The organism is Robiginitalea rubriflava, assembly GCF_052540725.1.
Genome location: NZ_CP199309.1, coordinates 1260998 through 1286028 on the forward strand (window position 1 = coordinate 1260998; position 25031 = coordinate 1286028).

Consider the following 25031-nt stretch of genomic DNA (forward strand, 5'->3'; position numbering starts at 1 on the left):
TTCTTTTTGATCAGGCCTTTTGTTTATAGGCCAGCAGGGTTTTGTATTTTTCTTTTTTGTAAATCTTTTCGATCAGAGAGAACACCTTGTTTTTAAAGGCATAGCCAATAACACCTGACAGAGCAACCAGGATAAAGCCCGTGGTCTGGTCCCAAATAAAATCTCCCAGCCAGTAAATTAGTATGGGCAGAAGCAATTTGGGAATAGTAAGCAGCAGGGTTTTGGCATTAAAGGATTGGCTGTCTCCAAAAGCCTTTTTGTTGGATGTAAGATCAATTGGGGTTTTGATATAAGCCCCTCCCCACAAGACCAGGTAGGAGTTTACCCCGATATTGTAAACAGCCCCTACCACAACGGCGAGATAGGCCTTCCAACCGAAATAGAGATAGAAGACAGATACCAGCGTACTCAGTGCAGTAGCAATCACAATAAGATACCATTTGGAACTCAGATATTCGCGATACTGTATATTCTGGCTCATCATTAAAGGGTAGTAGGCACTGTCCCAGCTGGGGACAAATTGCCCGAAACTGAAGAGAAAGCCGCCAGAAACGAAAATCCCTGCAAATATTTGCCATACCGGTGACTCATACACTTCCAGGCCCCCTGAGAAAAATAACAATCCGTAAAAAAGGAAAAGGACACTCATCAGGACTGTAGTTTTGGAGCGCTTGTTCCGGCGAATGAGTTTGATGTCATTCTTGAGGAAAGTTCCCAGGTTTCCAAAGCGGTTGAGCCAGACGTAATCCTCCGTTTTACCCTCGGTCGTTTTGCTTGCTAAACCTCCATCCAGGAACATGTGTTGCCTGAAATATCTGAAGGCATACCAGGTAATGGCTACCAGCAGCCCCCACGCCAGTATGGCGGTAAGTGGGGTGTCAAAAAACAGATCAAATACCGGGGCAGTGTAAAGGGTAATATCAAACCACCCGTAATACTGACTGATCCCCAAAATGGCCAGGATAATAATGATTGGGTAAAAAATCCGGTCCTGATTATTCATGGTGATATTCAGGAAATTGTTGGAATAAAACAGTGCGAACATCGCCAGGTGCCATCCTACAACGGATACCGGGTCATAGCCTTTAACCAGCAATACTACCGAAAAAGGAATAAAGAAGAAGGCGTGCATGATATTGAAAAAAGAAAGCACCGTCTTCCCCAGAGAGTACTGTACCACCTGGGCCTTCTTAAAGGGAAGGTACAGCAGGGGTTTTATATTCATCACCGGCATTTTCTGCAGCATATACCGCAGGTAGAGATCAAAAACCAGGTAATAAACCATGTAGCGGTTAACCACCCGCAAGGGATCGCCAAGGCCTGCCTTTTCAATGATGAAAAAAGATCCAATTCCCAGGGATAAAAAGACCAGGATAAAATAAAGGGCTCCCAGGGCCATCAGGATTTTAAACCAGATATTGGTTGCGAAAGACGCAGACCGAAAAAACGCCTTCCACTGAAGACGGATAAAGTGTTTGAACATAGGGTTGGTGCTAATCGTTCAGCAAGTTAGTATCAGAATAGAAATTTTTGTTACAAAAGACTTAAAATTAATGTCAAAATTAGAAGAAAGCGCTGCAATGCTTAGTTTTGCAGCAAAATTCGCAAAAAAAATGAGCAGCTTTTATCCCTTAGAAGTTTCTAATATCGATAAACTTACTCCCAATTCTGTAGCGGTAAGCCTGCAAATACCTGCTGAACACAGAGAAGCATTCCGTTTTGATGCCGGACAGTACATTACCATACGCCATAAAAATGGAGATAGTGAAATCCGAAGAGCGTATTCGATTTCCTCGGCTCCGCGAAAAGAAGAACTAACCATAGGGATAAAAAAAGTAAAGGGGGGTACTTTCTCGGTCTATGCAAATGAACAACTGCAAACAGGAGACGTACTGGAGGTGATGCCCCCGGAAGGAAGGTTTGTCCTAAAGCCTGATAGCAAATACAAAAATGTGCTGGCTTTTGCTGCCGGTAGTGGAATCACACCCATAATGAGCATTTTGAGGACAGCGCTTCAGGACAGACAAGACCTCAATTTTGTACTTGTTTTCGGAAACCAAAACCGGGAAGAGACCATGTTCTACAAGGATCTTCAGGATCTCAAAGAAAAATATAACGATCGGTTTCATTTATATCATCTCTTTAGCCGCAATCAGGAATCCGACAGTTTATTTGGGCGCATTGAGAACAGTACTGTCAATTATGTTTTGCGCAATAAGCACAAAAGTGTGGATTTTGATGCCGCATATCTTTGCGGACCATTGCCAATGATCGATGCCGTACGGGATTCTCTAAAAGCCAATGGGATGACGGAAGACCGTATTTTCCATGAGCTCTTTACCGAACCCGAAGCTGAGGCCTCTTCAGAAACACCCCTGGAAGGAACAACCCGCCTGGAGGTTACATTGGATGATGAAATCCATCAGCTGGAAATGGACCAGAAATCTTTGGTGCTGGACGTGGTATTAAATGCCAAGATCGATGCCCCTTACAGTTGTCAGGGCGGGGTTTGCAGCACCTGTATTGCCAGGGTTACGGAAGGATCGGCGCATATGGAGAAAAATCAGATCCTCACCGATAGTGAGCTGCAGGAAGGTTTTATACTGACCTGTCAGGCCCATCCGACCTCAGCAGTTCTGAAAATAGACTATGACGACGTCTGATTCTTTGCTCACAAAGCCTTTTCCTCCAATACTTTAGATGCGTGTGAATAGCCTATTTCAAAGGCTTTTTCAATTCCTTTTTTGTCCAATACCCCAATTTTTTCCAATGCTATTGGTTCAAAAATCAAATCGCAATTATTAATTTTTTCCCGATTAATCGCGTAGAGCATCAGGGCTGTGGTACGATTGGCCAGTTGAAAGGAAGATCGGATTTCGCTGTCCTGTACCTCCTTGATCACCGAAACATTGCTGCCAATGACAAAGGAAGCCCGCTCCTGTATCGGTTCCAGGGGAAAATTGTTCATAATTCCACCATCCGAATACAGTTGGTTATTAAGTCTGACGGGGCTGAATAATGGCGGGAGTGCGGCAGAGGCCAGAAGGGGACGGATGAGTTCGCCCTTGGAAAAAAAGGCCTCTTTTCCCCTTAGTATATCGGTAGCCACCACAAAAAGAGGTTTGGGGAGCGCTTCAAAAGAATTCTCGGGCCAGTATTCCTCAAAAACCCTGTGGTAACGGTCCGTATCCATCAAGCCGGGTTTTCCAAAACTGAAAAAATTATACCGGAATAAAGGCGTTTCCTTAAAAAAGGAAAGCATTTCTGAAACGGATCTGCCCTTGGCATAAAGGGCTCCAACCAGTGCCCCTACACTACTGCCCGCTATCCAATGAGGGCTAATATTGTGTTCCTGCAGGGCTTTAAGTACTCCGATATGGGCCATGCCGCGCACGCCACCACCGGAAAAGACCATTCCAATTTGTTTTGCTTCCGGGAGCTTCATCCTTATTTGCTTGCTCAGTAACCAAAACTATCAATATTTATGTAGATTTTACATATCAATGCCAACAAGGCATTTAATTTGGTCCGAAGGACTCGTTTTTAAGCCTGCTTTGCCTGTTGGTTATAGCAGGTAAAACGTACCGGGTGGTCGGTAGTTAGCTTTAGAATACCAATAAGACGAATCTGGCTGCCATTAAACAGCTTCAAGAGACCTTTTGACCATACTTTCCAGAGTTGGCAGAGCTTTCTAATACTATTGACAAACCGGGTAGTCTGTTTAGTATATCTTATGCAAGCTGTTAAAATTACATCCTGATGTAATGTAAAAAAGCCCTTCCCGACCATATAGGTGTTCATTTTATCGTAAGTTTAAGCACAACAAATAAGGCAGGCCATTTTGAGACCCCCGGACACAGCTATTCTAGTCTTCGCCCAATCCGCGAAAAAAGATTCCCTTGACAAAGGGGTGTTAAAAGGAGAGCTGCTTTTTGACCAGCTGACACAGGAAGCGATTCAAAAAGCAAAAAGGAGTGGCCTCCCATATTTCCACATCGGTGAACAGCAACAGGTGGGTGCCCATTTCGGGATACGTCTGACCAATGCCATGCAGGGCATTTATGAAAAGGGCTATAAAAAGCTTATTGTCATTGGCAATGACAGCCCGGATCTGAAAACAGCAACCCTCATCCAGGCCGCGAATATGGTAGATGCAGGAAAACCGGTATTGGGTCCTTCAAACGATGGAGGGGTCTACCTGATCGGTTTAGACCGATCCGATTTTCATTTTGAAGCGTTTATCAAATTACCCTGGAATCTGGGTAGCCTAAGAACGGCCATGACATCGTGGCTCAATACATTAAGCGCTGAGCCATATAACCTGACTCCTTTAATGGAACTGGATTCAGAATGGGACTTTAAGGTATGGCTTAAATTAAACACCCAATCGGGCAGGCGGCTGCTTAAGCTGTTTTTGCTGATTTTGACCCATTTCGCCACAGCTGTCTCCGCTGTAATACTATTTTTGCGGAAAATCTATTTCAGAATATTCAGAAACAAAGGATCTCCGGACCTGCTAAGGATAAGCTTTGTTTAATTAGGGTAGTTGCTTTTACTGCCATTTCATTTATTCTGAATTCATTTTATGAAAATCTTAGTTTGCCTGATGGCCTTTGGCCTGGGCGCCGGATTATACGCACAGCAAACTGTAAGCGGTACTGTACGAGATTCCAACGGGAGCCCCATTCCTTATGTAAATGTCCTTTTAGCCGGAACCACTACGGGTACCAGCTCAGATGAAAATGGGGTATACCGATTGGAACTTCCCAAACTTTCAGGGGAATTAATTTTTTCAACCCTGGGATACACTTCTTTCCGGGCAGCTATTTCAGGCAAAAATCGTATCGATGTCGTTTTGCAGGAAGATAGCCAGGTCCTACAGGAAATTGTGTTAACAGCGCTGGGGGAGCGCAGGGAAGTCAAAAAACTCGGATATTCCGTTCAAAGCATTGACCCTAAAGGGGTTAGCGAGGTAAAATCGATAAATTTCCTTGATAACCTCAGCGGAAAGGTGGCCGGGCTTTCCATTAGCCAGGGCGCTACTGGAGTGGGATCCTCTTCAAAAATCAGCATAAGGGGCGAAGCATCCTTTTCGAATAACAATCCACTGTTTGTGGTAGACGGGGTTCCCATTAACAACAACACCATAATCAATTTTACAAACGAGGCCGCGGCAGGTTTTCAGGAGATCGATTTTGGAAACGGAGCTATGGAAGTAAACCCGGATGATATTGCAGAGGTTTCTGTATTAAAAGGGCCGGGTGCAGCGGCCCTGTATGGAACGAGGGCCTCCAATGGGGTTATCCTGATTGAAACAAAATCGGGAGCTGAGACACCGGGTATGGGGATCAGCTATTCCAGCAGTTTTTTTGTAGACCGGGCCTTTCGCCTGCCTGATTTTCAAAATACCTACGGCCAGGGAAATTCCGGGCAATTTGAGTTTGTAGATGGCCTGGGGGGAGGTGTAAATGACAACATTACCTATAGTTGGGGTCCCAGACTGGATCAGGGCACCCTGATCCCTCAGTTTGACAGCCCGGTGATACTAGCCGATGGCAGGACTGTTCGGGGAGGGGACACTTCCCTTTACAACGGACTCCCTATCACTCCTACCCCTTTTGTCTCACATCCGGACAACCTGAAGGATTTTTACGAGACAGGAACAACTTTTATAAACAACCTTTCCGTTTCCAATGCGTTTGACAAGGGAAATTACCGGCTTTCCTTTACAGATTTGCGATCAGAATCCATTATACCGGGAGTAAATCTGGACCGACAAACCCTGCATGCAAAGTTAGGTTTTCAACCAGACAAACGGTTGAATATCAATGCCACCGTAATGTATGTAAATTCTCAGTCCGACAATCGCCCGGCCAACGGGTATGGTTCTGAAAATGTAAATTACTCCCTTGTAGCCTGGGGGCCAAGGTCGTTAAACATCAGAATTTTAGAGGATTACTGGCAACCTGGCCTGGAAGATATACAGCAGTTTTCCTATAACTACACTTTTTTTGATAACCCCTACTTTATTCTGTTTGAGAATCGGAATTCCTTCCGGCGAGACCGGGTTTTTGGAAACCTTTCCGCTAAATATAAAATTACGGAGCAACTGGAAGTTTCCATACGAAGCGGGATGGATTATTCTTCGGAGGCCAGGCAATTGCGACGCGCTTACAGTTCCAACCGCTTTCGCAATGGGGCCTATGCCGAACACGATGTCTTTTACAGGGAAGTCAATACGGATTTTCTGTTCAATTATCGGAACAACTACGGGGATCTTTCCGTTGACCTCTCATTTGGAGGCAATCGTTTGGATCAGAAGGCAATCAACAAACAATCCCAAACCACCAGCCTGGCACAGCCCGGAATATACCGACTATCCAACGCCGCTTCCCCTGTAGAGATTTTTGATTTCGAAGCCAGAAAAAGGATAAACAGCCTGTATGGCATAGCCCGTCTGGGATATCGGGATCTGTTATTTCTGGATATTACCGGAAGAAATGACTGGTCCAGTGCACTTGCAACCCCAACTTCCGTTGCAAACACTGATTTCTTTTACCCATCTTTTTCTTCCAGTCTAATCCTCTCCGAATTACTGGAATTCCCAAAGGCGTTTTCGTTTGTGAAGCTGCGTGCCAGCTGGGCTCAGGTAGGGAACGATACCAATCCCTACCAGACTAACAGCACCTTTATTGCTCAAACCCCCTTTAACGGGCAACCCACCTTCAGCGATCAGGCAAGCATACCGAATTCGGCACTACTTCCGGAACAAACCAGTGCACTGGAGCTTGGGGCTGATTTGCGGTTTTACGGGGGAAGGCTTGGTATAGACATAGGCTACTACAACAATATTACACGCAACCAGATTATCTCCCTGCCCATCGGTATTTCTTCCGGTTATACCCAACAAGTGGTGAACGGCGGGCGGGTTCGCTCCAGGGGACTTGAAATAATCCTGAACGCCAATCCCGTCTTCAGCGAGAGGTTTTCCTGGTACACTCAGTTAAATTTTAGTGCCAACAGGGCGATAGTTACAGATCTTCCGCAAGAAGAAGGGCGGCTGACATTGGCATATTCCAGGATTTACGATTCACAAAACCAAACGGTATTTTTACAGGTAGAAGAAGGTGGGCGCGTTGGAGACCTCTATGGGACAGGTTATTTAAAAAATGATTCGGGCCAATTCGTGCTTACTCCCGAAGGCCGTTTTATACCGGATAATACCCTTAAAAAGCTTGGAAATTACAATCCTGACTTTACCCTGGGCTTTTCCAACGACCTCAACCTGGGAAACTGGAACCTCAACTTTTTGTTGGACTGGCAGCAGGGAGGTATCCTGGTTTCACGGACAAGGGCCCTGGGTAACGTAGGGGGCCAATTGGCTGAAACAGCCTTCCGTCCGGAATCTGGTATTATCGCTGATGGGGTCGTAAATGTTGGCTCAGCGGAAAATCCGGTCTACCAACCCAACACTGTGGCCGTTAGCGCAGAAAGTTACTACCGCCAATTCTATGACCGCAACCACGAGGAAAACAATATATACAACGCTTCCTTTCTGAAATTACGGCAATTTTCACTGGGGTATACCTTCCGGAATTTTGAACTCTTCCGAAAGGATGCCTTGTTGCAAATAGCCTTAATCGGGAGGAATTTATTTGCCATAACCGAAAACCCCCACTTTGATCCCGAACAATTCGCAGTACAGGGACAAGGCTTTATCAGCGGGGTAGAAGATATGTCTTATGCCACCACACGTAGTATTGGAATGAAAGCCAGCGTGAAATTTTAAATAAATCAGGATGCAAAAAACAAGCTCGCTAAATATGGTCTCCCTAAAAAAACTGTTCTTCAGTGCTTTCCTTCTGGGATCCTTAACATCGCTGATCAATTGTACCAAGGACTTTGAAGAGATCAATACAAACCCGAATGCCCCATTGCAGGTACAACCGGAGCTATTATTGCGTCAGGTCATTTATGACTTTGGGGAACAAATGTCTTACGAAGGATTTACTGCCGGGAATTTGCTGGGACAGTATACGACAGCCCTGGACTTTAACCTCTTTGATCGCCACGACCTGAAATCACCCCAGTTGGGAGGAAACCCATGGCCGATCTTATATCAGAATCTCCGTGACAATGAAATATTACTGCAGCAGGCCCTTGAGAGTCCTTCTGCAACCGTCTATGAAGGACCAGCCCGCATTCTGAAAGCGTATATGGCTGCTGTACTTACCGATTTATACGGAGACGTACCTTATTCGGTAGCTTTTCAGGGTAAAACGCTGACCGTAACACCCGAATACGATTCGCAGGAGTCCATCTACACCGGCCAGGATGGCATCCTCGAGAATCTGGACCTGGGCCTTGCCGCAATCTCCGCATACAATGGTTCTAGGGCTCTGGAAGGAGATATTCTCTTCAACGGGGATTTGGAAGGCTGGAGGCGCTTCGGGAATTCCCTTAAGATTAAATCGCTGATACGAATCTCTGCGGTTGCAGATGTGGCCCCAGCCTTACAGGACCTTTATGACGAAGCTTCCTTTATAATGCAAAACAGCCAGAATGCCACTTTTGATTTTACGGATGGGGAGCCCAATAACTTCAGGTTGGCCAGGTTACGGATTGGGGATTTCAACAATTTTGTCCTCTCGGAAACCATGGAGGAAGTCCTGACCGGGCTGCAGGACCCTCGGCTTGAAATCCTGTATCGCCCTTTCGCCAATAGTCCAGATGGCAGTTTTAGTGGTTTGCTCAATGGTATTGACGCCTCCCAGACCTCTATTGCCCTGGCAGATTATTCACTTACCGGAACCGTATTCAGGGAAGAAAGCGGCCGGCTGGATGCCAATTTTATAACGGCCTGGGAAACGAACTTCCTTCTGGCAGAGGCTGCCCATAAATCCCTGATTAATGCCGACGCACAGGCGCTTTATGAATTGGCTGTGGCACAAGCCTTCGAGTACTGGGGTGCTGCTTTGCCTGTGGGCTATCTCAGCGGTGCGGCATCTTTTAACAACCCGGATAGCAGTCCGCTACAACAAATAATAACACAAAAGTGGATCGGGAATACCATTAACGGATATGAGGGTTGGATTGAATACAGAAGAACCGGGTTCCCGCTGTTAAAAACCATTTCGGCCAGTTTAAATAATGACCTGATACCCGTGCGCATGCCCTATCCGGCAGAAGAGGAGGCTCTGAACAACAGCAACTATCAGGAGGCTTTTGAAAATACGGAAGGCAATAGTATAAACGTCCCGGTGTGGTGGGATGTAAACCTGTAGGTAATGAATGTAAATGAATGGCAATGGATAATACTGATAGGGCTCAGCCTGGCATTGTTTTTCTTTGCTCCATATGCAAAAAATACCAATCAGTTTTTTAAAGCCCGGATTGCGAAAAGATCCCCGGGCGTCCTGGCCCTGACCGGTAGTCTGGTCATTTCCTGGATCTTTGCAAAAAGTATTACCAATGCCGCCAACCTGGGGATGGAATTCGGTATTGTGGGAGGGGTGGCCTATGCAGGCTACTATCTCTCCTTTCTGGTCGCCGGCTGGATTATTTACCGATTGCGCACCATTGGTGGTTTTGCCAGCATCCACCACTTCCTCAATACCCGTTTTGGCAAGCAGGCCTGCTGGGTATTTTCCTTGCTTATTGCTATCCGCCTTTTTAACGAGGTTTGGAGCAACACCATGGTCATCGGATCGTATTTTGGTTCGGTTGGGGATACTGCTTACTATCTCGCGATAATTCTCTTTACGGTCTTAACCCTGGCGTATGCCCTCAAAGGCGGATTAAGCAGCTCCATTTTTACAGACCTTATACAGATGGTGCTGTTTGCAGTGCTTTTACTCGTGCTGCTGGCCGCTATTTTTGGTCCGGACACTTCTTATGGGATGGGTGAGGCATTGCAGTCCGGGAGCTGGACAATGAGTACCGGAATAAACCTGATGCTGGCTGCCATTTTACAGTCTTTGAGTTATCCATTTCACGACCCGGTACTAACAGACAGAGGGTTTATATCTTCCCCACGAGTGACCCTTAAAGCATTTTTATGGGCAACCGTGATTGGGTTTATCTGCATCGTTTTATTCAGCCTGGTGGGTGTTTATGCGCGTTTTGAGGGAATGCAGGGACAGGCTGCGGTTCAGGTGGGACAGGCCTTTGGTGTAGTCGTTTTGCTGATTGTAAACATCATTATGATTACCTCAGCCGCCTCCACCCTGGATTCCACCTTTGCCTCATTTTCCAAGCTTATTGCGCTGGACCTGGGGCTGGGAAATCGCGTAAGCCTGGGTCGTGCCAGCATGGTTGCCCTTGCAATTCTGGGATCCATTCCGGTATTCCTGGATGCATCCATACTTTCAGCTACCACCATTAGTGGGACCATGGTAATTGGACTTTGCCCTGTATTTATCTGCTGGCGCTCCAAGCCTCCCAAATCCAGCTTTTACCTCAGTATTGGCTGCGGTTTGCTTTTTGGATTTGCCCTTGTACTTAACTGGTTTCCGGAAAGACTGATCTTATCCAAGGGGGCGTATGCTCCCCTTTTGTGGATCAATCTGTGGGGGTTGTTGAGTTGTTTTATTGTTTATTTAATCCCATTATGGCTAAAAAGAATATAGATAATATTGGTTCTTTAAGAGGTAAGGTCCTCCTATTTGGCGGAGTCTACAGCAATCTTCATGCCCTTGAGGCCCTGATCCGTATTGCGGAAGAGGCAGGGATACCTCCTGAAAATTGCCTCTCAACCGGCGACCTGCTGGGGTATTGTGCCTTCCCGGAAGAGACAGTGCAACGCTTCAGGAGCTGGGGGGGCAGGAGTATTGCCGGCAATGTAGAATTACAACTGGCCGAAGGCTCAGATGACTGCGGTTGTAACTTTGAAGAAGGCGGGCGTTGCGACTTGTTTTCAAAACAATGGTTCCCGTATACGCGTGAGCATTTATCAAAGGATTCCATGAACTGGGTAGCCGCCCTCCCGGAGCACATTCGCTTTACCTATGGTAATCGTCAAGTAACAATAGTTCACGGGTCTTCACGGGAAGTTTCCGAATATATCTTTGCTTCCTCCCCTGAAAACCGCTTTCGTGAGGAATTTGAAAGCACACAATCTGATGTAATCGTGGCCGGGCACAGCGGGCTGCCTTTTGTCAAGAAAATAGGTTCCGCTACCTGGTTGAATCCAGGAGTAATCGGGTTACCCGCCAACGATGGCACAAGCCGTGTATGGTACATGGTTCTCGATTCCGAAACAGAGGAGGGATCTCTTGGGTTTCACCACCAATCATTGGAATATGACGCAGAAGCCGCTTCCAGGGCAATGTTACAAGCCCGGCTACCTGAAGCCTATGCAGATACTTTGATTTCCGGAATTTGGGATAATATGGAAATCCTTCCCCCTAAGGAGCAGGCGCAACAGGGAATCCCACTGCAATTGGACAATAAAAAACAAGACAATAATCATAAATCAAATAAAGAAATGGCAGCAAATTATTACGATCCGGCCGATTTGAGAAAATTTGGCAAGATCACCGAATGGAGTGAAGAATTGGGAACGAAGTTCTTTGATTACTATGGAAAGGTTTTTGAAGAAGGGGCCCTGACCGCCCGGGAGAAATCCCTTATTGCCCTGGCGGTGTCTCATGTTGTTAAGTGTCCCTACTGTATAGATGCTTATACGAAAGATGGGCTGCAACGCGGAATCACCAAAGAGGAAATGATGGAAGCCGTACATGCAGGTGCCGCCATAGAAAGCGGTGCTACCCTGGTACACGGCGTACAAATGATGAATAAATACAATAAACTTTCGATGTAGGATAAATTTTGTATTCTGAAAGGAGTCCTGTATCATTATAAAAATAGACTATGGCAACGAAATCACTGAAAGCTAGGAATGAAGCCCTGGGAACAGTAAACAAGCAAATGGAAATTCTAAATGGTGGCATTTTTGCCTCCGGGGAATTGCCCTACTTCCGGGATAAAATCGCGGAAAGTGGACAGGCTCCCCTGAGGCCCGGGAAACTGGAAATACTGCAAATCAATGTAGGCTATATGTGCAACCAGGTCTGCGAACATTGCCATGTGGATGCAGGACCGGACCGCAAGGAAATCATGACCAGGGAAACCATGGAACAATGTCTGGAAGTGATACGCAATACCGGCGCCCATACCCTCGACCTTACGGGTGGGGCACCGGAAATGAACCCGGACTTCAGGTGGTTTGTAGAGGAAGCTTCCAAGGCGGGCATACAGGATTTTATAGTCCGCTCCAACCTTACCATCATCCGGGCGAATAAGAAATATTACGACCTGCCTGAGTTTTTTGCCAAGTACAAGGTGCACGTAGTCTCCTCCATGCCTCACTGGACCCGTGGCAAAACAGATAAGCAAAGGGGGGACGGAGTTTTTGATAAATCTATCAAGGCCCTGCAGGAATTAAACCGGGTTGGGTATGGGATACCGGACAGCCCTCTGAAACTGGATTTGGTTTACAACCCATCCGGGGCATATCTCCCGGGAGACCAGGCAGCCATGGAACGGGATTTTAAGAAAGCCCTGATGGAAGACTTTGGGATATCCTTTCATTCGCTCTTTGCCATAACCAACCTTCCCATTGCCCGCTTTCTGGATTATTTGATCGCATCTGAAAACTATGAAGACTATATGACGGCCCTGGTGGATGCCTATAACCCTGAGGCCGTAAAAAGCGTAATGTGTACCAATACAATATCGGTTAGCTGGGATGGCTGGTTATATGATTGTGACTTTAACCAGATGTTGGGGCTGAAAGTAGCCAGTAAGGTCAAGCATATTAAAGATTATAATGAAGCGGTACTCCAGGATCGGAATATTATTATCTCACAACACTGCTATGGGTGTACGGCAGGGGCCGGAAGTAGTTGCCAGGGCACCGTTACCTAGGAATCCTTGGGTGTTCACTGACAAACGGCCTGCCTTTTATCCGAAATTTACATCGGTTTAACCGACCGGGCGGTCGGTTAAACTTTTGTATTTGAACGTCATTGATCGGATATTTGACATCTCATCGATTTTTTACCCGGCTTTATCTTAATATCCTGACCCAAAACACAATCTGCAGGTTCTTTGTTTGAGACCACATGGTCTGTAAACCCCAAATGTTACCCAAATGGAAAAGAACCTCAAAAGCATGGCTACCATGCACAAAATGCAAATGACCGGGCTGGAGTTATTTTACGCAAATGGCTACTATAATACCAGCGTTGGCGATATCCTTAAAAGCCTTGATTTATCAAAAGGGGCATTTTACCATCACTTCCAATCCAAAGAGGAATTTTTTATCAGCATTATCCAGAATCTCGTATTCCGAAAGGTCTACAGTATGCTTATAGAACCTCTCGAAGGGCAGCAGGATCCTTTTCAGGCCATTGAAAAATGTCTGGACAACGCCCTTGAAACCGCTGAATACAATGAAATGGATTTTGGATTTATCCTGAACAATTTTATCAACGAATTCAACGGCAGAAATGAGGCTATAATGAAAAACCTGACAGACATCTGTAAGGTATGGGAGGTAAACCTGGTTACCTTACTGCAGAGAGGGAAATCCAATGGATATGTAGAAAGGCATGTAGACAGTGAGGCGCTGGCCACCTATATCATGGCATCTTACTTTGGAATCCGAACGCTCATGGTAAACGGCAACGCAAAAATGTTGCGATACCAGTACCTGCAACAGATGCGTAACTATTTCAGGTCCTTAAGTCAGAAAGTTAACGCCTAAAATCAGAGGGAATGGAGGATTTGCCTGACACGATTATAAATAGTCTGTGGGGCAATGGTCTCCATAACCCTTTCATATCCCTCGGGCACCTTATTGCCATATACCGAGGTTGGGATTTCTGGAAATTGCTGCAGGTCTGGCAAGATCCAGTTTTCCTCGGGCTGGTTAAAGGGCGCGAAGCCGGCATAGGGATGGGTGACCCCCCAAACGGTGATAACCGCCAACCCGAAAAGAGCTGCCAGATGCCCATTCCCGCTATCCATGGATATCATCAGGTCCAGATTTGAGATGAGTGCAAGTTCGTCTGAAAAACTAAGCTCCCCTGCCACACAAATGCAGTTGCTGAATTCGGATTCCCAGAATTTTAAATGCATAATCTCTTCTTTCCCCCCTCCAAACAGCAACACTTTATACTCTGAGGATGCTTCCAGCAATCCGATCAGTTCTTTAATGCGGTCTTCAGGATAGCATTTCCCGCTATGAGCGGCAAAGGGCGCCAGGCCTATGCATTTTACTTCGGAAGCGGGTTGGTGTTCTTTAAATGAAAGAGGCCAGGGCTCTGTTGGCAGCAGCGCTTCTGCAGTTAATGTTACTGGCAATCCAAGGGAGGAAAAGACCCCGGCATATCGCTGATGGGTGGTGCGTAATTGTCTGAAATCTTTATTCCTGGTTCGGGTTAGTGCCCTTTTTTCGGCCCTGCCTTTATTCAATACAGCTACCCCAAGCCTGGTAGCCCTGAAATAAAGCCTTATAACCTTGGTTCGCAGCACATTGTGCAGGTCGGCCAGAAAATCTGGCTGCAAGGCTTTCAATTCCCGGTAGAGCCGCCACAATCCCACAAGGCCTTTATGGCGATCTTTTAAATCAGCAGCATAAAATGAAATCCCGGGAATTCGCTCAAAAAGCGCGGCAAAGGCTTTCCGGCTTACTACAGTAATTTGGAGCTGCGGGTATTGGGTAACAAGGGCGAGGATAACAGGGATTGTCATAGCCACATCCCCCATAGCAGAAAACCGAAGGATCAGAACCTTTTTTTCACTGCTTTTTTTCACGAAGGACCGGGTTTAACTCCTCGTCATTGTACATTTTCATTTGTTTGTACACCTTCATATACTTATCCCCATTGGCAATATCTTCCAAAAGCTGGTCTATTGCCTGAGACAAATCCTTTCGTTGCTCCAGTAAAATATCCAATTTGGCCTGACAGGCAGATCGGTGTGCCTCAGAAGCATCTTCCCGTTCGGCCTCTTCCCGCATATGGTAAATTTTCAGTGCAAGAATTGACAACCGGTCAATAGCCCAGGCCGGGCTCTCAGTATTGATAACGGCCGTTTCCTTAACAGATACCCCTTGGTATTTTTTTAAAAAATAACTATCGATATATTCCACAAGATCCGTTCGCTCCTGGTTGCTCGCATCAATCTTACGCTTGAGTTCCAGTGCCGCATTCGGTTCTATCTGCGGGTCCCGTATTAAGTCTTCGTAATGCCACTGCACGGTATCGATCCAGTTCTTTTTATAGAGCAGGTGACCCACCTCATCCTTAGGGTAAGGATTGGTAAAAGTCTGATCTACCTTGTCTATTTCGTGATAGGTTTCAATGCTTTTTTCAAAGATGTCAAAGGCAAAGTCACTGAACATATTGTATTCTTTTCGGCAAAGATACCGCTTATTTGGCAACCCACTCCCCCGCAAATACCAAAATACCCACAAGAAGCAGCCCCGTCAGCATAGCTTCTTTTACAGCTTCTTTCTTAAGGGTTTCGATATACTTGGAAATAAATACAGCCGCCGGGAAAAATAAAAAGATTGTTGCTCCCTCCCTTTCATTACTCATTAAAAGGACCACTGCAAAGGCTATTATCAAGGCTAAGGCAATAAGCCGCATACTGATTATTTTCCCGTGACCGGATTTCCCGAGTCTTAAGAATGACACCAAGCCCGAAATGAGGACCAACAAAAGGAACAACCCTAATTTGAAACTGTTGCCCCAATCCTGCCAGTAAGATAAAAGCCCATCCCATCGGAAGCGATAATGTTCGGTTAGAAAGTCAGGATTCCCTATTACAATTGAGAAACTCCAGGTAATTATTCCCACAACTATCACAGCAGCCAGGGGAATCAGCCAATTTCTGAAGTTTTCAGGTTCATAGAAATAGACAAACAGCCAAACCAATAACAGAAACAACAAGGCCCAATCGATGAACAGGCTTGCGGTAACTATCCATAAAGCCCCATCAAAAATCTTGAATTTACTGTTGCGCAACGATTTTAAGCTGATAAGCCTGCGCATGGCCAGCAGTAGAAATATACTGGCGTAAATGGAATCTCCATCCAGTAAAATATCCGGGAAAACCAGGAAAAAAAGGCTGTAGATATAAAGGCTATAGGAGTGCGTCCCGGTTAATTGATTCCTTTGTACCACAAAGTTTATGATCAGGACAGTAAACAGCAGGCAGGTGGCCCGCAGCAGATGCCCGGGCAGGTTATCCACGTCTACGGGTTGCCCGAACCGAATAGCATTTACAAACCAGTATAAGACAAAAAGGAAAGATAATACCAGCACATAATTGATAGGTTTTGTTTTGCCAAAAACACTTGAAATCATCACTGGTTTTCGTATGTTTGTATCGTAAATATAGGTACAATGAGAGCTTTTTTTGAAGGCATTGAAGATTTATTTGTCAACGGACTGTTCGCTCCTTTTGATTTATTACGCGAAATGCAGAATTGGTGGACGGCCAATTCGGTTAATTGGGTATTTGTTGTAATCGGCTTTGTCGCTATGGTATACTGGCTTCGCCAGTTGCGTATTTTTGACGCCAGCGGAGAAGAAGATACCAGTATTACCGCTCACTCCTATATGTAAACCTACAGGCTGTAGCGACTACCTGAATACCCTGAGGCTACAGATCAAATCCTATATCTTTTCGGAAGTAAGCATCCGTAAACCCGATCTTTTCCAGATTGCTGTAAGACTGGCCAAGGGCCTGCTTAAAATCTTTACCAAAAGAAGTTACGGCCAGCACCCGTCCGCCGTTACTTAAGGTTCCTTTTTCCTTGTCGCGAGTAGTTCCGGCGTGAAAAACGACAGATCCTTCAATGTTTTCGAGACCACTAATAGGATATCCTTTTTTATAGTCTTCCGGATAGCCCCCGGAAACCACAACTACCGTGGTACACGCCTCCTCTTTAATTTTTAAATCTGCCTCATCCAGCTGCCCACGGGCCGCCGCCGCCAAAAGGTCCAGTAAGTCACTTTCAAGACGTGGAATCACCACTTCTGTCTCCGGATCTCCCATTCGCACATTGTATTCAATAACAAAAGGGTCGTCACCAACCTTTATCAGGCCGATAAAAATGAATCCTACATAAGGGATGCCTTCTTCTTTTAAGCCGTTTACAGTCGGGATAATTATCCTGTCTTCAACCTTTTTCATAAAGGCTTCACTGGCAAAAGGGACCGGGGATACCGCTCCCATGCCACCGGTATTCAGCCCGGTGTCTCCTTCTCCTATCCGCTTGTAGTCCTTTGCAGTTGGCAGTATTTTATAATGCTCCCCATCGGTAAGAACAAAACAGCTCAGTTCAATTCCGCTGAGGAATTCCTCTATCACTACCCTTGCACTGGCCTTTCCAAACTTCGCCTCCACCAACATCTCCCGTAACGCCTCCCGGGCCTCCTGCAAGTCTTGCAGGATTAGTACGCCCTTCCCGGCTGCCAACCCGTCTGCCTTCAGGACATAAGGCGGGCTGAGGGTTTCCAGGAAGTTATAGGCCTCATGTAGTTCCGAGGCCCCAAAACTTTGGTAGGCTGCAGTGGGAATGGCATGGCGTTTCATAAACTCCTTTGCGTACTCCTTGCTCCCCTCCAGCATGGCGCCTTCTGCAGTAGGCCCTATCACCATCACCTCAGAAAGTTCCGGGTCTTTCTCAAAAAAATCGTGGATCCCCTTCACCAGAGGAACTTCCGGCCCCACAAGCAGCATGTTGATGGATTGTTCCAATACGGCCTTTTTTATCCCGTCAAAGTCTTCAACGCTTACCGGAATGTTCTGGGCTATCGCAGCCGTCCCCGCATTTCCCGGGGCGACATATAGTTGTTTGAGTTTGCTGCTTTGCTTGAGTTTCCAGGCCAGGGCGTGTTCACGACCCCCAGAGCCCAATATGAGAATATTCATCTACTGGCTTTTCAGCAAAAATAGCTTTTGAAAGGGAAAGTGGCCTGTGAATGGAGAGATTTTTATCAGCGCCTGTTACGTGTGGAAAAGTCGCGGTGTTCCTTTTTCTTGAGCTCCTCTTCAGACAGGGTCTTGAAATAGTCAAAAGTTTTCCGCATACCCTCTGCCCTGCCCACTCTGGGCTCCCATCCCAGAATTTCTCTTGCCTTGGTAATATCCGGTTGGCGCTGCAATGGATCGTCTTCAGGAAGTGGTTTGTAAACGATTTTCTGTTCCGCGCCGGTAAGTCCCAGAATCTCTTCTGCAAATTCCTTAATTGTTATCTCTTCCGGGTTACCAATATTTACAGGTAAACTGTAATCCGAAAGCAATAGCCGGTAGATCCCTTCTATCTGATCGTCAACATAGCAAAAAGAACGCGTTTGCGTGCCGTCTCCGAATACCGTAAGGTTCTCACCCCTCAGGGCCTGCCCCATAAAAGCAGGGATTACCCGCCCGTCATTGAGTCGCATCCGGGGGCCGTAGGTGTTAAATATCCTGGCAATACGCGTTTCCAGGCCATGAAAGCGATGATAGGCCATGGTCATTGATTCCTGGAAGCGTTTGGCTTCGTCATATACTCCTCTGGGGCTGATCGTATTTACATTCCCGAAATAGGATTCAGATTGCGGGTGGACCAGGGGGTCCCCGTAAACTTCCGAAGTTGAAGCGATCAGGATTCGGGCGCCCTTCTCCTTTGCCAATCCTAAAAGGTTGTGGACTCCAAGCGCCCCAACTTTTAAGGTTTGAATGGGAATTTTCAGATAGTCTATCGGGCTGGCGGGAGACGCAAAATGAAGGATGTAATCCAGTTTGCCGGGTACATGAACGAACCTGGTGACGTCATGATGGTAAAAATCGAAACGCTCCAGGCGAAAAAGGTGCTCAATATTTTTAAGGTCGCCGGTTATTAGATTATCCATACCGATAACCTCGTAACCTTCCTTTATAAAACGATCACATAAATGCGAGCCTAAAAATCCTGCCGCCCCGGTTATTAATACACGCTTTCCCACAAAAATTTAATTATTTTGAACCAATTCCCTGCCTATAGACTCGTAATGAAACCCCTCCTGCCTCATTTCCTGGGTGTCATAGAGGTTTCTGCCATCAAAGATTACCGGATTATTCAGAAGCTGCTTCACTTTTCCAAAACTAGGGTTCCTGAAGACCCCCCATTCGGTGCAAATTACCAGGGCATCTGCCCCCCTAACCGCCTCGTACATACTATTGGCATATTTTATTTTATCCCCTAGTTTTCGCTCTACATTATCCATGGCCTCAGGATCAAATGCCGTAATGGAGGCCCCGGATTTTAGCAGCTCCGCAATCACGTCAAGAGAAGGAGCCTCACGAATGTCATCTGTCTCTGGTTTGAAAGCCAGACCCCAGATTCCAATTTGTTTTCCTTTCAAATCGTCCTGAAAATATTTCCTGATCTTGGGAATCAAGGCAAGTTTCTGACTTTTATTAACGCTGATAACTGAATCCAGTATCTGAAAATTGTATTCGTGGTCTTTTCCGGACTTATGAAGGGCCTTTACATCCTTAGGGAAACAGGACCCCCCATAACCAATCCCGGGAAACAGGAATCGCTTCCCGATTCGGGAATCCGTTCCCATTCCGATACGCACCTTGTCCACATCTGCTCCCACCCTTTCGCAAAAATTCGCGATTTCATTCATAAAAGTAATCTTGGTGGCCAGATAGGCGTTTGCCGCGTATTTGGTTAGCTCTGCTGATTTTTCATCCATAATGATCACCGGGTTCCCCGACCGTACAAAAGGCTTAAAAAGCTTTTGCATCATGGAAATAGCGCGCTGTGAACTAGCCCCCACAACAATGCGTTCGGGCTTTAAAAAATCATCTACCGCGAACCCTTCCCGGAGAAACTCCGGATTGGAGACCACATCAAATTCGCATTTGGCATGCTTGGCAATAGCTGCATGCACCTTTTCCGATGTCCCGACAGGAACAGTACTTTTATCGACAATTACCTTGTAATCGGTTATTAGTTTCCCAATCTCGTCAGCCACTCCAAGGACATATTTCAGGTCGGCAGAGCCATCCTCATCCTCCGGTGTTGGCAAGGCCAGAAAAATGATGTCTCCGTGATCCAGACCTTCTTTGAGGGAAGTTGTAAAGGTCAATCTTCCCGCATTAATATTCCTTTCGAATAATACATCCAAATGGGGTTCATAAATAGGCACCTCCCCGGACTGCATCTTCCTGACCTTTTTTTCGTCTATGTCCACACAGACTACCTCATTCCCTGTTTCGGCCAGGCAGGTGCCAGTTACCAGGCCAACATATCCGGTTCCAATAACAGTAATTTTCATATTCTAAGCGCTTTAACTCAATGCCACTGCAATATTAGATAAATATGACCCCTATTACAACGGTAATTACTGAAACTATTTAAAAGCAATCCTGTTTTAGAGAATACGTAGCGGCCCATCCAGGTGTTCATCAATATCAGACTCCCCTCGAGAATAAAATTGTGGTTATCGTTTTGAATATAATTCTTAAGTCCAGAGTAATGGACCTGTTTTTGATGTAATACAGGTCGTATTCCAGCTTCCGTATGGAATCTTCCAAATTCTCACCATACTTGTATTTTACCTGGGCCCAGCCTGTAATTCCAGGTTTAATCAAATGCCGCGCATTGTAAAAGGGTAATATCTTTTTTAGCTGATCCACAAAAACTTTTCGCTCTGGGCGCGGGCCAATAAATTGCATATCCCCCTTAATAACAGAAATAATCTGGGGTAGTTCATCAATCCTGAACACTCTGAGTATTTTACCAAACGGGGTTATCCGGGAGTCATCCTTCGTCGCCATCTTTGCCCCAGCTTCTTCTGCATCCACGATCATTGATCGGAACTTGTATATTTTAAATTCTTTTCCGTATTGCCCGACCCTTTTCTGTACGTAAAAAAGAGGGCCCCTGTTAAAAAAAAGGTTGCCGAGTACTACGAACGGTATGGATATCACAAAGACAAGACCAACCAGGGTGGACAGGACAAAATTTACGCCAAAGCTGAAGATTCGCTGTAGATATCGGATCTTATTGTTTCGAAACTTAAGTATTTCCTGGAAGCTGTCGTTGTGTGAACGGATGGGCAGTGCCTCATAGGTGTTTTCGTAGAATGAGGTAAAGGATATGATTTCTTTGCCTTTGATCATAGACTTCAGAAGGATCCGCTCCAAAGGTTCGGGTAAAAGGTCGTAACTCTTGGTATTTATAATCCAGGTGTCGATTTTGTCTGTGGCGTCCCTAAAGATCTTTTTATCAAGTGAAACCTGCTGATTGACCGAATAAGTCAACTTAACCTTGTAAAATGTTTTCAGGCCTTCCCCATTAATCTTATCAATGTCGTCTTTAAAGGTTTCCGTAGAAACCTCATCGTAGATATAAAAGACGTTTTTTGTTATTGGGATTAATTGAAACAAGTTCCGGAATAGCAATCGCCACAAAGCAATTTGCAAGGGTGTGAGAACCAAAAAAGAAATTAAAGGAATCCTCCAGAAGCTGGCATCAAAATATAGGACTGAGAAAAGAAAAATAAAAAAGACGAACAGAAAAGTGATGTAAAGGGACTGGGTAATTATAAACCGTCTCTTTGTAGTATTCTGGATGTTATAAAAATCAAGTGAGTACGCCAACCCTAGATAGGTCAGCAAACCCACAGCGTATATAGTAGCTTGCAGTCTAAAGGAAGTAAACTCCCGGTCAATGGCATAATTGATAAATACATTCAGGGATGCAACGATAATCAGTAAATCGCCCAGCAGCAATATAAACTTACGTTCAACTGTATTTAGAATGGTTCTTTGGGCCATTGGGCATATAAAAGATCGGGGTCAAAGATAGCTCTTCAGCTTTATAAAGATAGCGGAAATAAGAAAATAGGCTGATTTGAAATAACCAAATCCTTCAATATTCCGATAGATTCTCCACTCGTATTTGATTAATCCCAATTTATTTGAAGAAACTGAATTACTTTGGATGCGATATGTTGCCAGCACTTCCTGAAGACCATAGGCGTCTGTCTTTTTTAGCAGCTTCAACCATAAAGCAAAGTCCTGTCTTTTTCGAATTTCGGGCATGTATTGCTTTCCGAAAAACTGGGTGTCATATATAGCCGTTAAGCATCCAATAGGGTTTTTATACAGGGCCTTTTTATAGGTGACTTTTGATGCTGCCTCCATTACACGATCTAATTTTATCCCCTCTTCATTCATCGTATTATAGGATGTAAAAGTAAAATGGTATTCATTCTCCTTCATATAGGATATCTGCCGGGTCAATTTTTCTGGATGCCAGATGTCATCACTGTCCAGAAAGGCAATAAACCTGCCTCTTGCTGATTCTATCCCTTTGTTTCTACTGACTGCCGGCCCTGCATTTTGAGCCATTCTGATGTAGCGTATCCGATCGTCTTTTGCCGCTTTTTCGTTGATTATTGCCCCACTGCGATCTGTTGAATAATCATCAATGAGTATATGCTCGAAGTTTTCAAATGACTGATTCAACACAGATTCTAAACATTTAATAATATGCTTTTCTGCATTGAAGACAGGAGTAATTATAGAAACTTCAGGTTTCATCATTTAAAGAATATCTTGTTTTTTTCTCCAGTGTTCATCAAAGTCCTGCCCAATAGGTGGCTGTGTTTTTGCGTCAGGCATACTCTTCAATAACTTAATCGACTCCTGAACACTCCTGCTTTTCAGCAGTAATCCCCCGTCCACAAAATCCTGGAAGATTTCTGCCTGTGGACAATCGATCAGGTGGACCGGTTTTTTTAGTTCGATTGCCTCTATAACGGCAGTAGAATAAACTCCAACTACCAAATTACTTTTCTCAAAACATAGCCTGATGTTGCCCTCAGATAGATAGAATAAATTATCGTTCAATCCCAGATGTTTTTCAAAAAAAGCTTGTTGTTGCTTCGCAAACTTCGGGTGGAACTTAAAAATGATTCCTGCGTCCTTTGGTAGTTTCCTGATTTCAAGCAGATAGCGAACGAAAACCTCGTTAATTGAATGCTGGCCGATAACAGTAATGATCGTCTCATGCCTTTCAATAAAATCCATCAGGGCCTCTGATAAATCCCCTCGATCTTTTGTATTTAACTGAGACAATTGTGTGAAATCTCCTGTAACAGTCATTTGTTTTTCATTCCACCCGTTACTCAAAAGTGTCTTTTTGTAGTGTTCTGACCAAAGAAAAATATGATCGGGAAATAGCGAATTCTGGTTTCTGGTGCGAAGGTATCCTATATGATATGGATAGATGTGCCCGTGCTGTACCTCCAGGCTTCTGATTCCAAGTTTCCTGGCCAGAAATATCAGAATCAGAGATTTTGGTGAATATGACGATTTCAGCATCAGGGTCCTCGGTTTTGAAAACCTCAAAAGCCTTTCATAAACGCCTATCCGCCTTAGGTTGCGTTCAAACTTCTTGTAAAAAAGACCTTCCAAGGTATTGTCATCTAAACTACGCCTGAAGACTCTCTGATAGAATACGGAATATTTATCTACAATTTCTCTTGTTTGAACCGCCAGTAATTTACTGTCGAATCCTGATTTCATAATCCGTTCCAACACATAAAACAAATCGCCTTTTATCACTTTTTCGTTGCGATGGTTTTCAGAATAATGGTACAATCCTATTTTCGGGAATTCAACAATACAGACACTGATGTCCAGCGTATCGGTAATCCTGTCGAAATAAATATCGTAATAGTTGTGTCCATCAAATCGTCTGTTTTCAGTATGTGAAATAACCAGCAACTCCCGAAATAGTTTGCGAAAATTCACAAAAAATGAAATCACCTGCCGGCCCAATTTTAAATAATTGAGCTGAACCTTGGTCTGCCCGGTATCTTTGGTCATTAATTCAATAGGATCGGTCCCCAATAGCACAGCCTCATAAATTTGGGGCCGGATCAATAAGTATATCGGAAATCCATTATGCAGCACCCCTAAAAGTCCTTCCTCTTCCTCCCATTGTAAAAAAGCAGCACTAATTTCAGACAGGTTTTGCATGTACGATTTTTAAATAGAATTGAGGTTTTTTGCTGTAGTCTCTGGTTTTATCCTGGATGCCCCGATAATAAACAAGCAATAGAACAGCACAAAAAAGCTTATTCCCTGTTGTCTGTTTAAAGCAGATTCCACCAGGAAAAAAAGCACAGCACTGCCCAGAAATACAAAAAATATTGGTTTACGTGTAAATGAGTTGGATAAACCCACCCACAATATCGCCACTAAAGCCAATAATCCTGGAATACCGGACCTTGCCCACTCTTCAAGAAACTGGTTGTGTGCGTTGTACCCCAATTCTTTCCCGTATTGAAACTCATTTTCATCATATTTGGCATACAATTCCTGGTGAAAATCCCCCGTTCCAGTCCCGAAGGCCCAATTATCTTCTATAACCTCCCAGGTATTTCCGTAAATAGACATCCGGACACTACCTGCTTCGTCTAAACGAAGCAACCGGATATTGTGAAACCTGGCGGGATGCTGGACGAAAAATACAGTTCCTGCTAAAATGGCCAAAAGGGCGCTCAGAATTGCGATTTTGACTTTTCTGAAATACAGCAATGTAAAAAACAGAAGTAGGATGGGAAAAGCCATCAGAAACAACCGGGATTCCAAACTCAATATTATCCCGCAATACAAGATCATGGCCAGGAAATACAATATTCTTTCCCTATTTCTGCTGGCCATTAGCAAATATTTAAAGGAAATAAAAAAACATAAAACCGAGTAAAAGGTAAAATAGGAACGGTGTTTATCAATGGGATCCAGTAAAATATCGGCCCAATACCAGTTACTGATATAAATTTGTTCTAAATGTCCGTATACCCCCGGCGTTGCAATTACATTGTAAAGGCAAATTGCGAAGCCAAGCAGTACGCCCAACAGCAATCCAGAAAAAATTGGTTTAAAATAACCTATCCCCCTGGGGGCAAAAAGAAAGGGGACAAGTAAAAATGGAAGTCTTCTCGAGCATAAATCCAGCCCTTTGT

At 44.9% G+C, this 25031-nt stretch carries 22 protein-coding genes and 1 pseudogene; 11 read left to right on the forward strand and 12 right to left on the reverse strand.

The annotated features are described in order from the left end of the window. Nucleotides 1-10: 10 nt before the first annotated feature. Nucleotides 11-1483, reverse strand: coding sequence for a DUF5687 family protein (locus ACT6NU_RS05835; protein WP_445383526.1), 1473 nt, complete (start codon nt 1481-1483; stop codon nt 11-13). A gap of 70 nt (nt 1484-1553) precedes the next feature. Here ACT6NU_RS05835 and ACT6NU_RS05840 point away from each other — a divergent pair, with 70 nt between their 5' ends. Continuing rightward, nucleotides 1554-2663 carry a 2Fe-2S iron-sulfur cluster-binding protein gene (locus ACT6NU_RS05840; protein ID WP_445383527.1) on the forward strand — a complete coding sequence of 370 codons (1110 nt, stop codon included), beginning with the start codon at nt 1554-1556 and terminating at the stop codon, nt 2661-2663. A gap of 8 nt (nt 2664-2671) precedes the next feature. Here the strand turns inward: ACT6NU_RS05840 and ACT6NU_RS05845 are convergent, their stop codons facing one another. Further along, a complete protein-coding gene (locus tag ACT6NU_RS05845) occupies nt 2672-3445 on the reverse strand; it encodes a patatin-like phospholipase family protein (RefSeq protein ID WP_445383528.1) in 774 nt (257 codons plus the stop codon). 396 nt (nt 3446-3841) lie between these two features. Here ACT6NU_RS05845 and ACT6NU_RS05850 point away from each other — a divergent pair, with 396 nt between their 5' ends. From ACT6NU_RS05850 to ACT6NU_RS05885, 8 genes and pseudogenes are all read left to right on the forward strand, one after another. Further along, a complete protein-coding gene (locus ACT6NU_RS05850) occupies nt 3842-4537 on the forward strand; it encodes a DUF2064 domain-containing protein (RefSeq protein WP_445383529.1) in 696 nt (231 codons plus the stop codon). 48 nt (nt 4538-4585) lie between these two features. After that, the gene (locus ACT6NU_RS05855; protein ID WP_445383530.1) at nt 4586-7789 is read left to right on the forward strand and encodes a SusC/RagA family TonB-linked outer membrane protein; all 3204 of its coding nucleotides are present in this window, start codon (nt 4586-4588) and stop codon (nt 7787-7789) included. Between the two features lie 10 nt (nt 7790-7799). Next, a complete protein-coding gene (locus tag ACT6NU_RS05860; RefSeq protein WP_445383531.1) occupies nt 7800-9284 on the forward strand; it encodes a SusD/RagB family nutrient-binding outer membrane lipoprotein in 1485 nt (494 codons plus the stop codon). A gap of 3 nt (nt 9285-9287) precedes the next feature. After that, nucleotides 9288-10628 (forward strand): sodium:solute symporter family transporter, encoded by a 1341-nt coding sequence (locus ACT6NU_RS05865; RefSeq protein ID WP_445383532.1) that lies wholly within the window; start codon nt 9288-9290, stop codon nt 10626-10628. Beyond that, nucleotides 10610-11245, forward strand: a pseudogene (locus ACT6NU_RS05870) (metallophosphoesterase family protein); the annotation flags it as partial. The gene ACT6NU_RS05865 and the pseudogene ACT6NU_RS05870, both read left to right, overlap by 19 nt. Nucleotides 11246-11485: 240 nt before the next feature. After that, nucleotides 11486-11821, forward strand: coding sequence for an arsenosugar biosynthesis-associated peroxidase-like protein (locus ACT6NU_RS05875; RefSeq protein WP_445383834.1), 336 nt, complete (start codon nt 11486-11488; stop codon nt 11819-11821). A gap of 50 nt (nt 11822-11871) precedes the next feature. Beyond that, a complete protein-coding gene (gene arsS / locus ACT6NU_RS05880; RefSeq protein WP_445383533.1) occupies nt 11872-12927 on the forward strand; it encodes an arsenosugar biosynthesis radical SAM (seleno)protein ArsS in 1056 nt (351 codons plus the stop codon). A 226-nt stretch (nt 12928-13153) separates the two neighbouring features. Beyond that, nucleotides 13154-13768, forward strand: a complete 615-nt coding sequence (locus ACT6NU_RS05885; RefSeq protein WP_445383534.1) for a TetR/AcrR family transcriptional regulator — start codon at nt 13154-13156, stop codon at nt 13766-13768. A 2-nt stretch (nt 13769-13770) separates the two neighbouring features. Here ACT6NU_RS05885 and ACT6NU_RS05890 read toward each other — a convergent pair whose 3' ends face one another. Genes ACT6NU_RS05890 through ACT6NU_RS05900 form a run of 3 tightly spaced genes read right to left on the reverse strand, consistent with a single transcriptional unit; the run spans nt 13771 to nt 16376 of the window. After that, nucleotides 13771-14820 carry a glycosyltransferase family 9 protein gene (locus ACT6NU_RS05890; RefSeq protein ID WP_445383535.1) on the reverse strand — a complete coding sequence of 350 codons (1050 nt, stop codon included), beginning with the start codon at nt 14818-14820 and terminating at the stop codon, nt 13771-13773. Beyond that, nucleotides 14804-15409 carry a DUF4254 domain-containing protein gene (locus ACT6NU_RS05895; protein WP_445383536.1) on the reverse strand — a complete coding sequence of 202 codons (606 nt, stop codon included), beginning with the start codon at nt 15407-15409 and terminating at the stop codon, nt 14804-14806. The genes ACT6NU_RS05890 and ACT6NU_RS05895 overlap by 17 nt, the downstream gene beginning before the upstream one ends. Before the next feature lie 28 nt (nt 15410-15437). After that, nucleotides 15438-16376 (reverse strand): DUF6427 family protein, encoded by a 939-nt coding sequence (locus tag ACT6NU_RS05900; protein WP_445383537.1) that lies wholly within the window; start codon nt 16374-16376, stop codon nt 15438-15440. Between the two features lie 39 nt (nt 16377-16415). Here ACT6NU_RS05900 and ACT6NU_RS05905 point away from each other — a divergent pair, with 39 nt between their 5' ends. Next, nucleotides 16416-16637 carry a DUF6341 family protein gene (locus ACT6NU_RS05905; RefSeq protein WP_445383538.1) on the forward strand — a complete coding sequence of 74 codons (222 nt, stop codon included), beginning with the start codon at nt 16416-16418 and terminating at the stop codon, nt 16635-16637. Between the two features lie 37 nt (nt 16638-16674). Here ACT6NU_RS05905 and purD read toward each other — a convergent pair whose 3' ends face one another. From purD to ACT6NU_RS05940, 7 genes are all read right to left on the reverse strand, one after another. Further along, nucleotides 16675-17949 (reverse strand): phosphoribosylamine--glycine ligase, encoded by a 1275-nt coding sequence (gene purD, locus ACT6NU_RS05910; RefSeq protein ID WP_445383539.1) that lies wholly within the window; start codon nt 17947-17949, stop codon nt 16675-16677. A 65-nt stretch (nt 17950-18014) separates the two neighbouring features. Next, on the reverse strand, nt 18015-19004 hold the full coding sequence (locus ACT6NU_RS05915) for a UDP-glucuronic acid decarboxylase family protein (protein ID WP_445383540.1): 990 nt from the start codon (nt 19002-19004) through the stop codon (nt 18015-18017). A 6-nt stretch (nt 19005-19010) separates the two neighbouring features. Next, the gene (locus tag ACT6NU_RS05920; protein WP_445383541.1) at nt 19011-20327 is read right to left on the reverse strand and encodes a UDP-glucose dehydrogenase family protein; all 1317 of its coding nucleotides are present in this window, start codon (nt 20325-20327) and stop codon (nt 19011-19013) included. A gap of 136 nt (nt 20328-20463) precedes the next feature. After that, the gene (locus tag ACT6NU_RS05925) at nt 20464-21831 is read right to left on the reverse strand and encodes a sugar transferase (RefSeq protein ID WP_445383542.1); all 1368 of its coding nucleotides are present in this window, start codon (nt 21829-21831) and stop codon (nt 20464-20466) included. A gap of 21 nt (nt 21832-21852) precedes the next feature. Continuing rightward, nucleotides 21853-22602 (reverse strand): glycosyltransferase family 2 protein, encoded by a 750-nt coding sequence (locus ACT6NU_RS05930; RefSeq protein ID WP_445383543.1) that lies wholly within the window; start codon nt 22600-22602, stop codon nt 21853-21855. Beyond that, entirely contained in the window at nt 22603-24042 is a 1440-nt protein-coding gene (locus tag ACT6NU_RS05935; protein ID WP_445383544.1) for a capsular polysaccharide export protein, LipB/KpsS family, read from the reverse strand. 9 nt (nt 24043-24051) lie between these two features. Continuing rightward, nucleotides 24052-24687 carry an O-antigen ligase family protein gene (locus ACT6NU_RS05940; RefSeq protein ID WP_445383835.1) on the reverse strand — a complete coding sequence of 212 codons (636 nt, stop codon included), beginning with the start codon at nt 24685-24687 and terminating at the stop codon, nt 24052-24054. Between ACT6NU_RS05940 and ACT6NU_RS05945 the strand changes: the two genes are divergently transcribed. After that, a complete protein-coding gene (locus tag ACT6NU_RS05945) occupies nt 24623-24772 on the forward strand; it encodes a hypothetical protein (protein WP_445383872.1) in 150 nt (49 codons plus the stop codon). The genes ACT6NU_RS05940 and ACT6NU_RS05945 overlap by 65 nt on opposite strands. Nucleotides 24773-25031 lie beyond the last annotated feature (259 nt).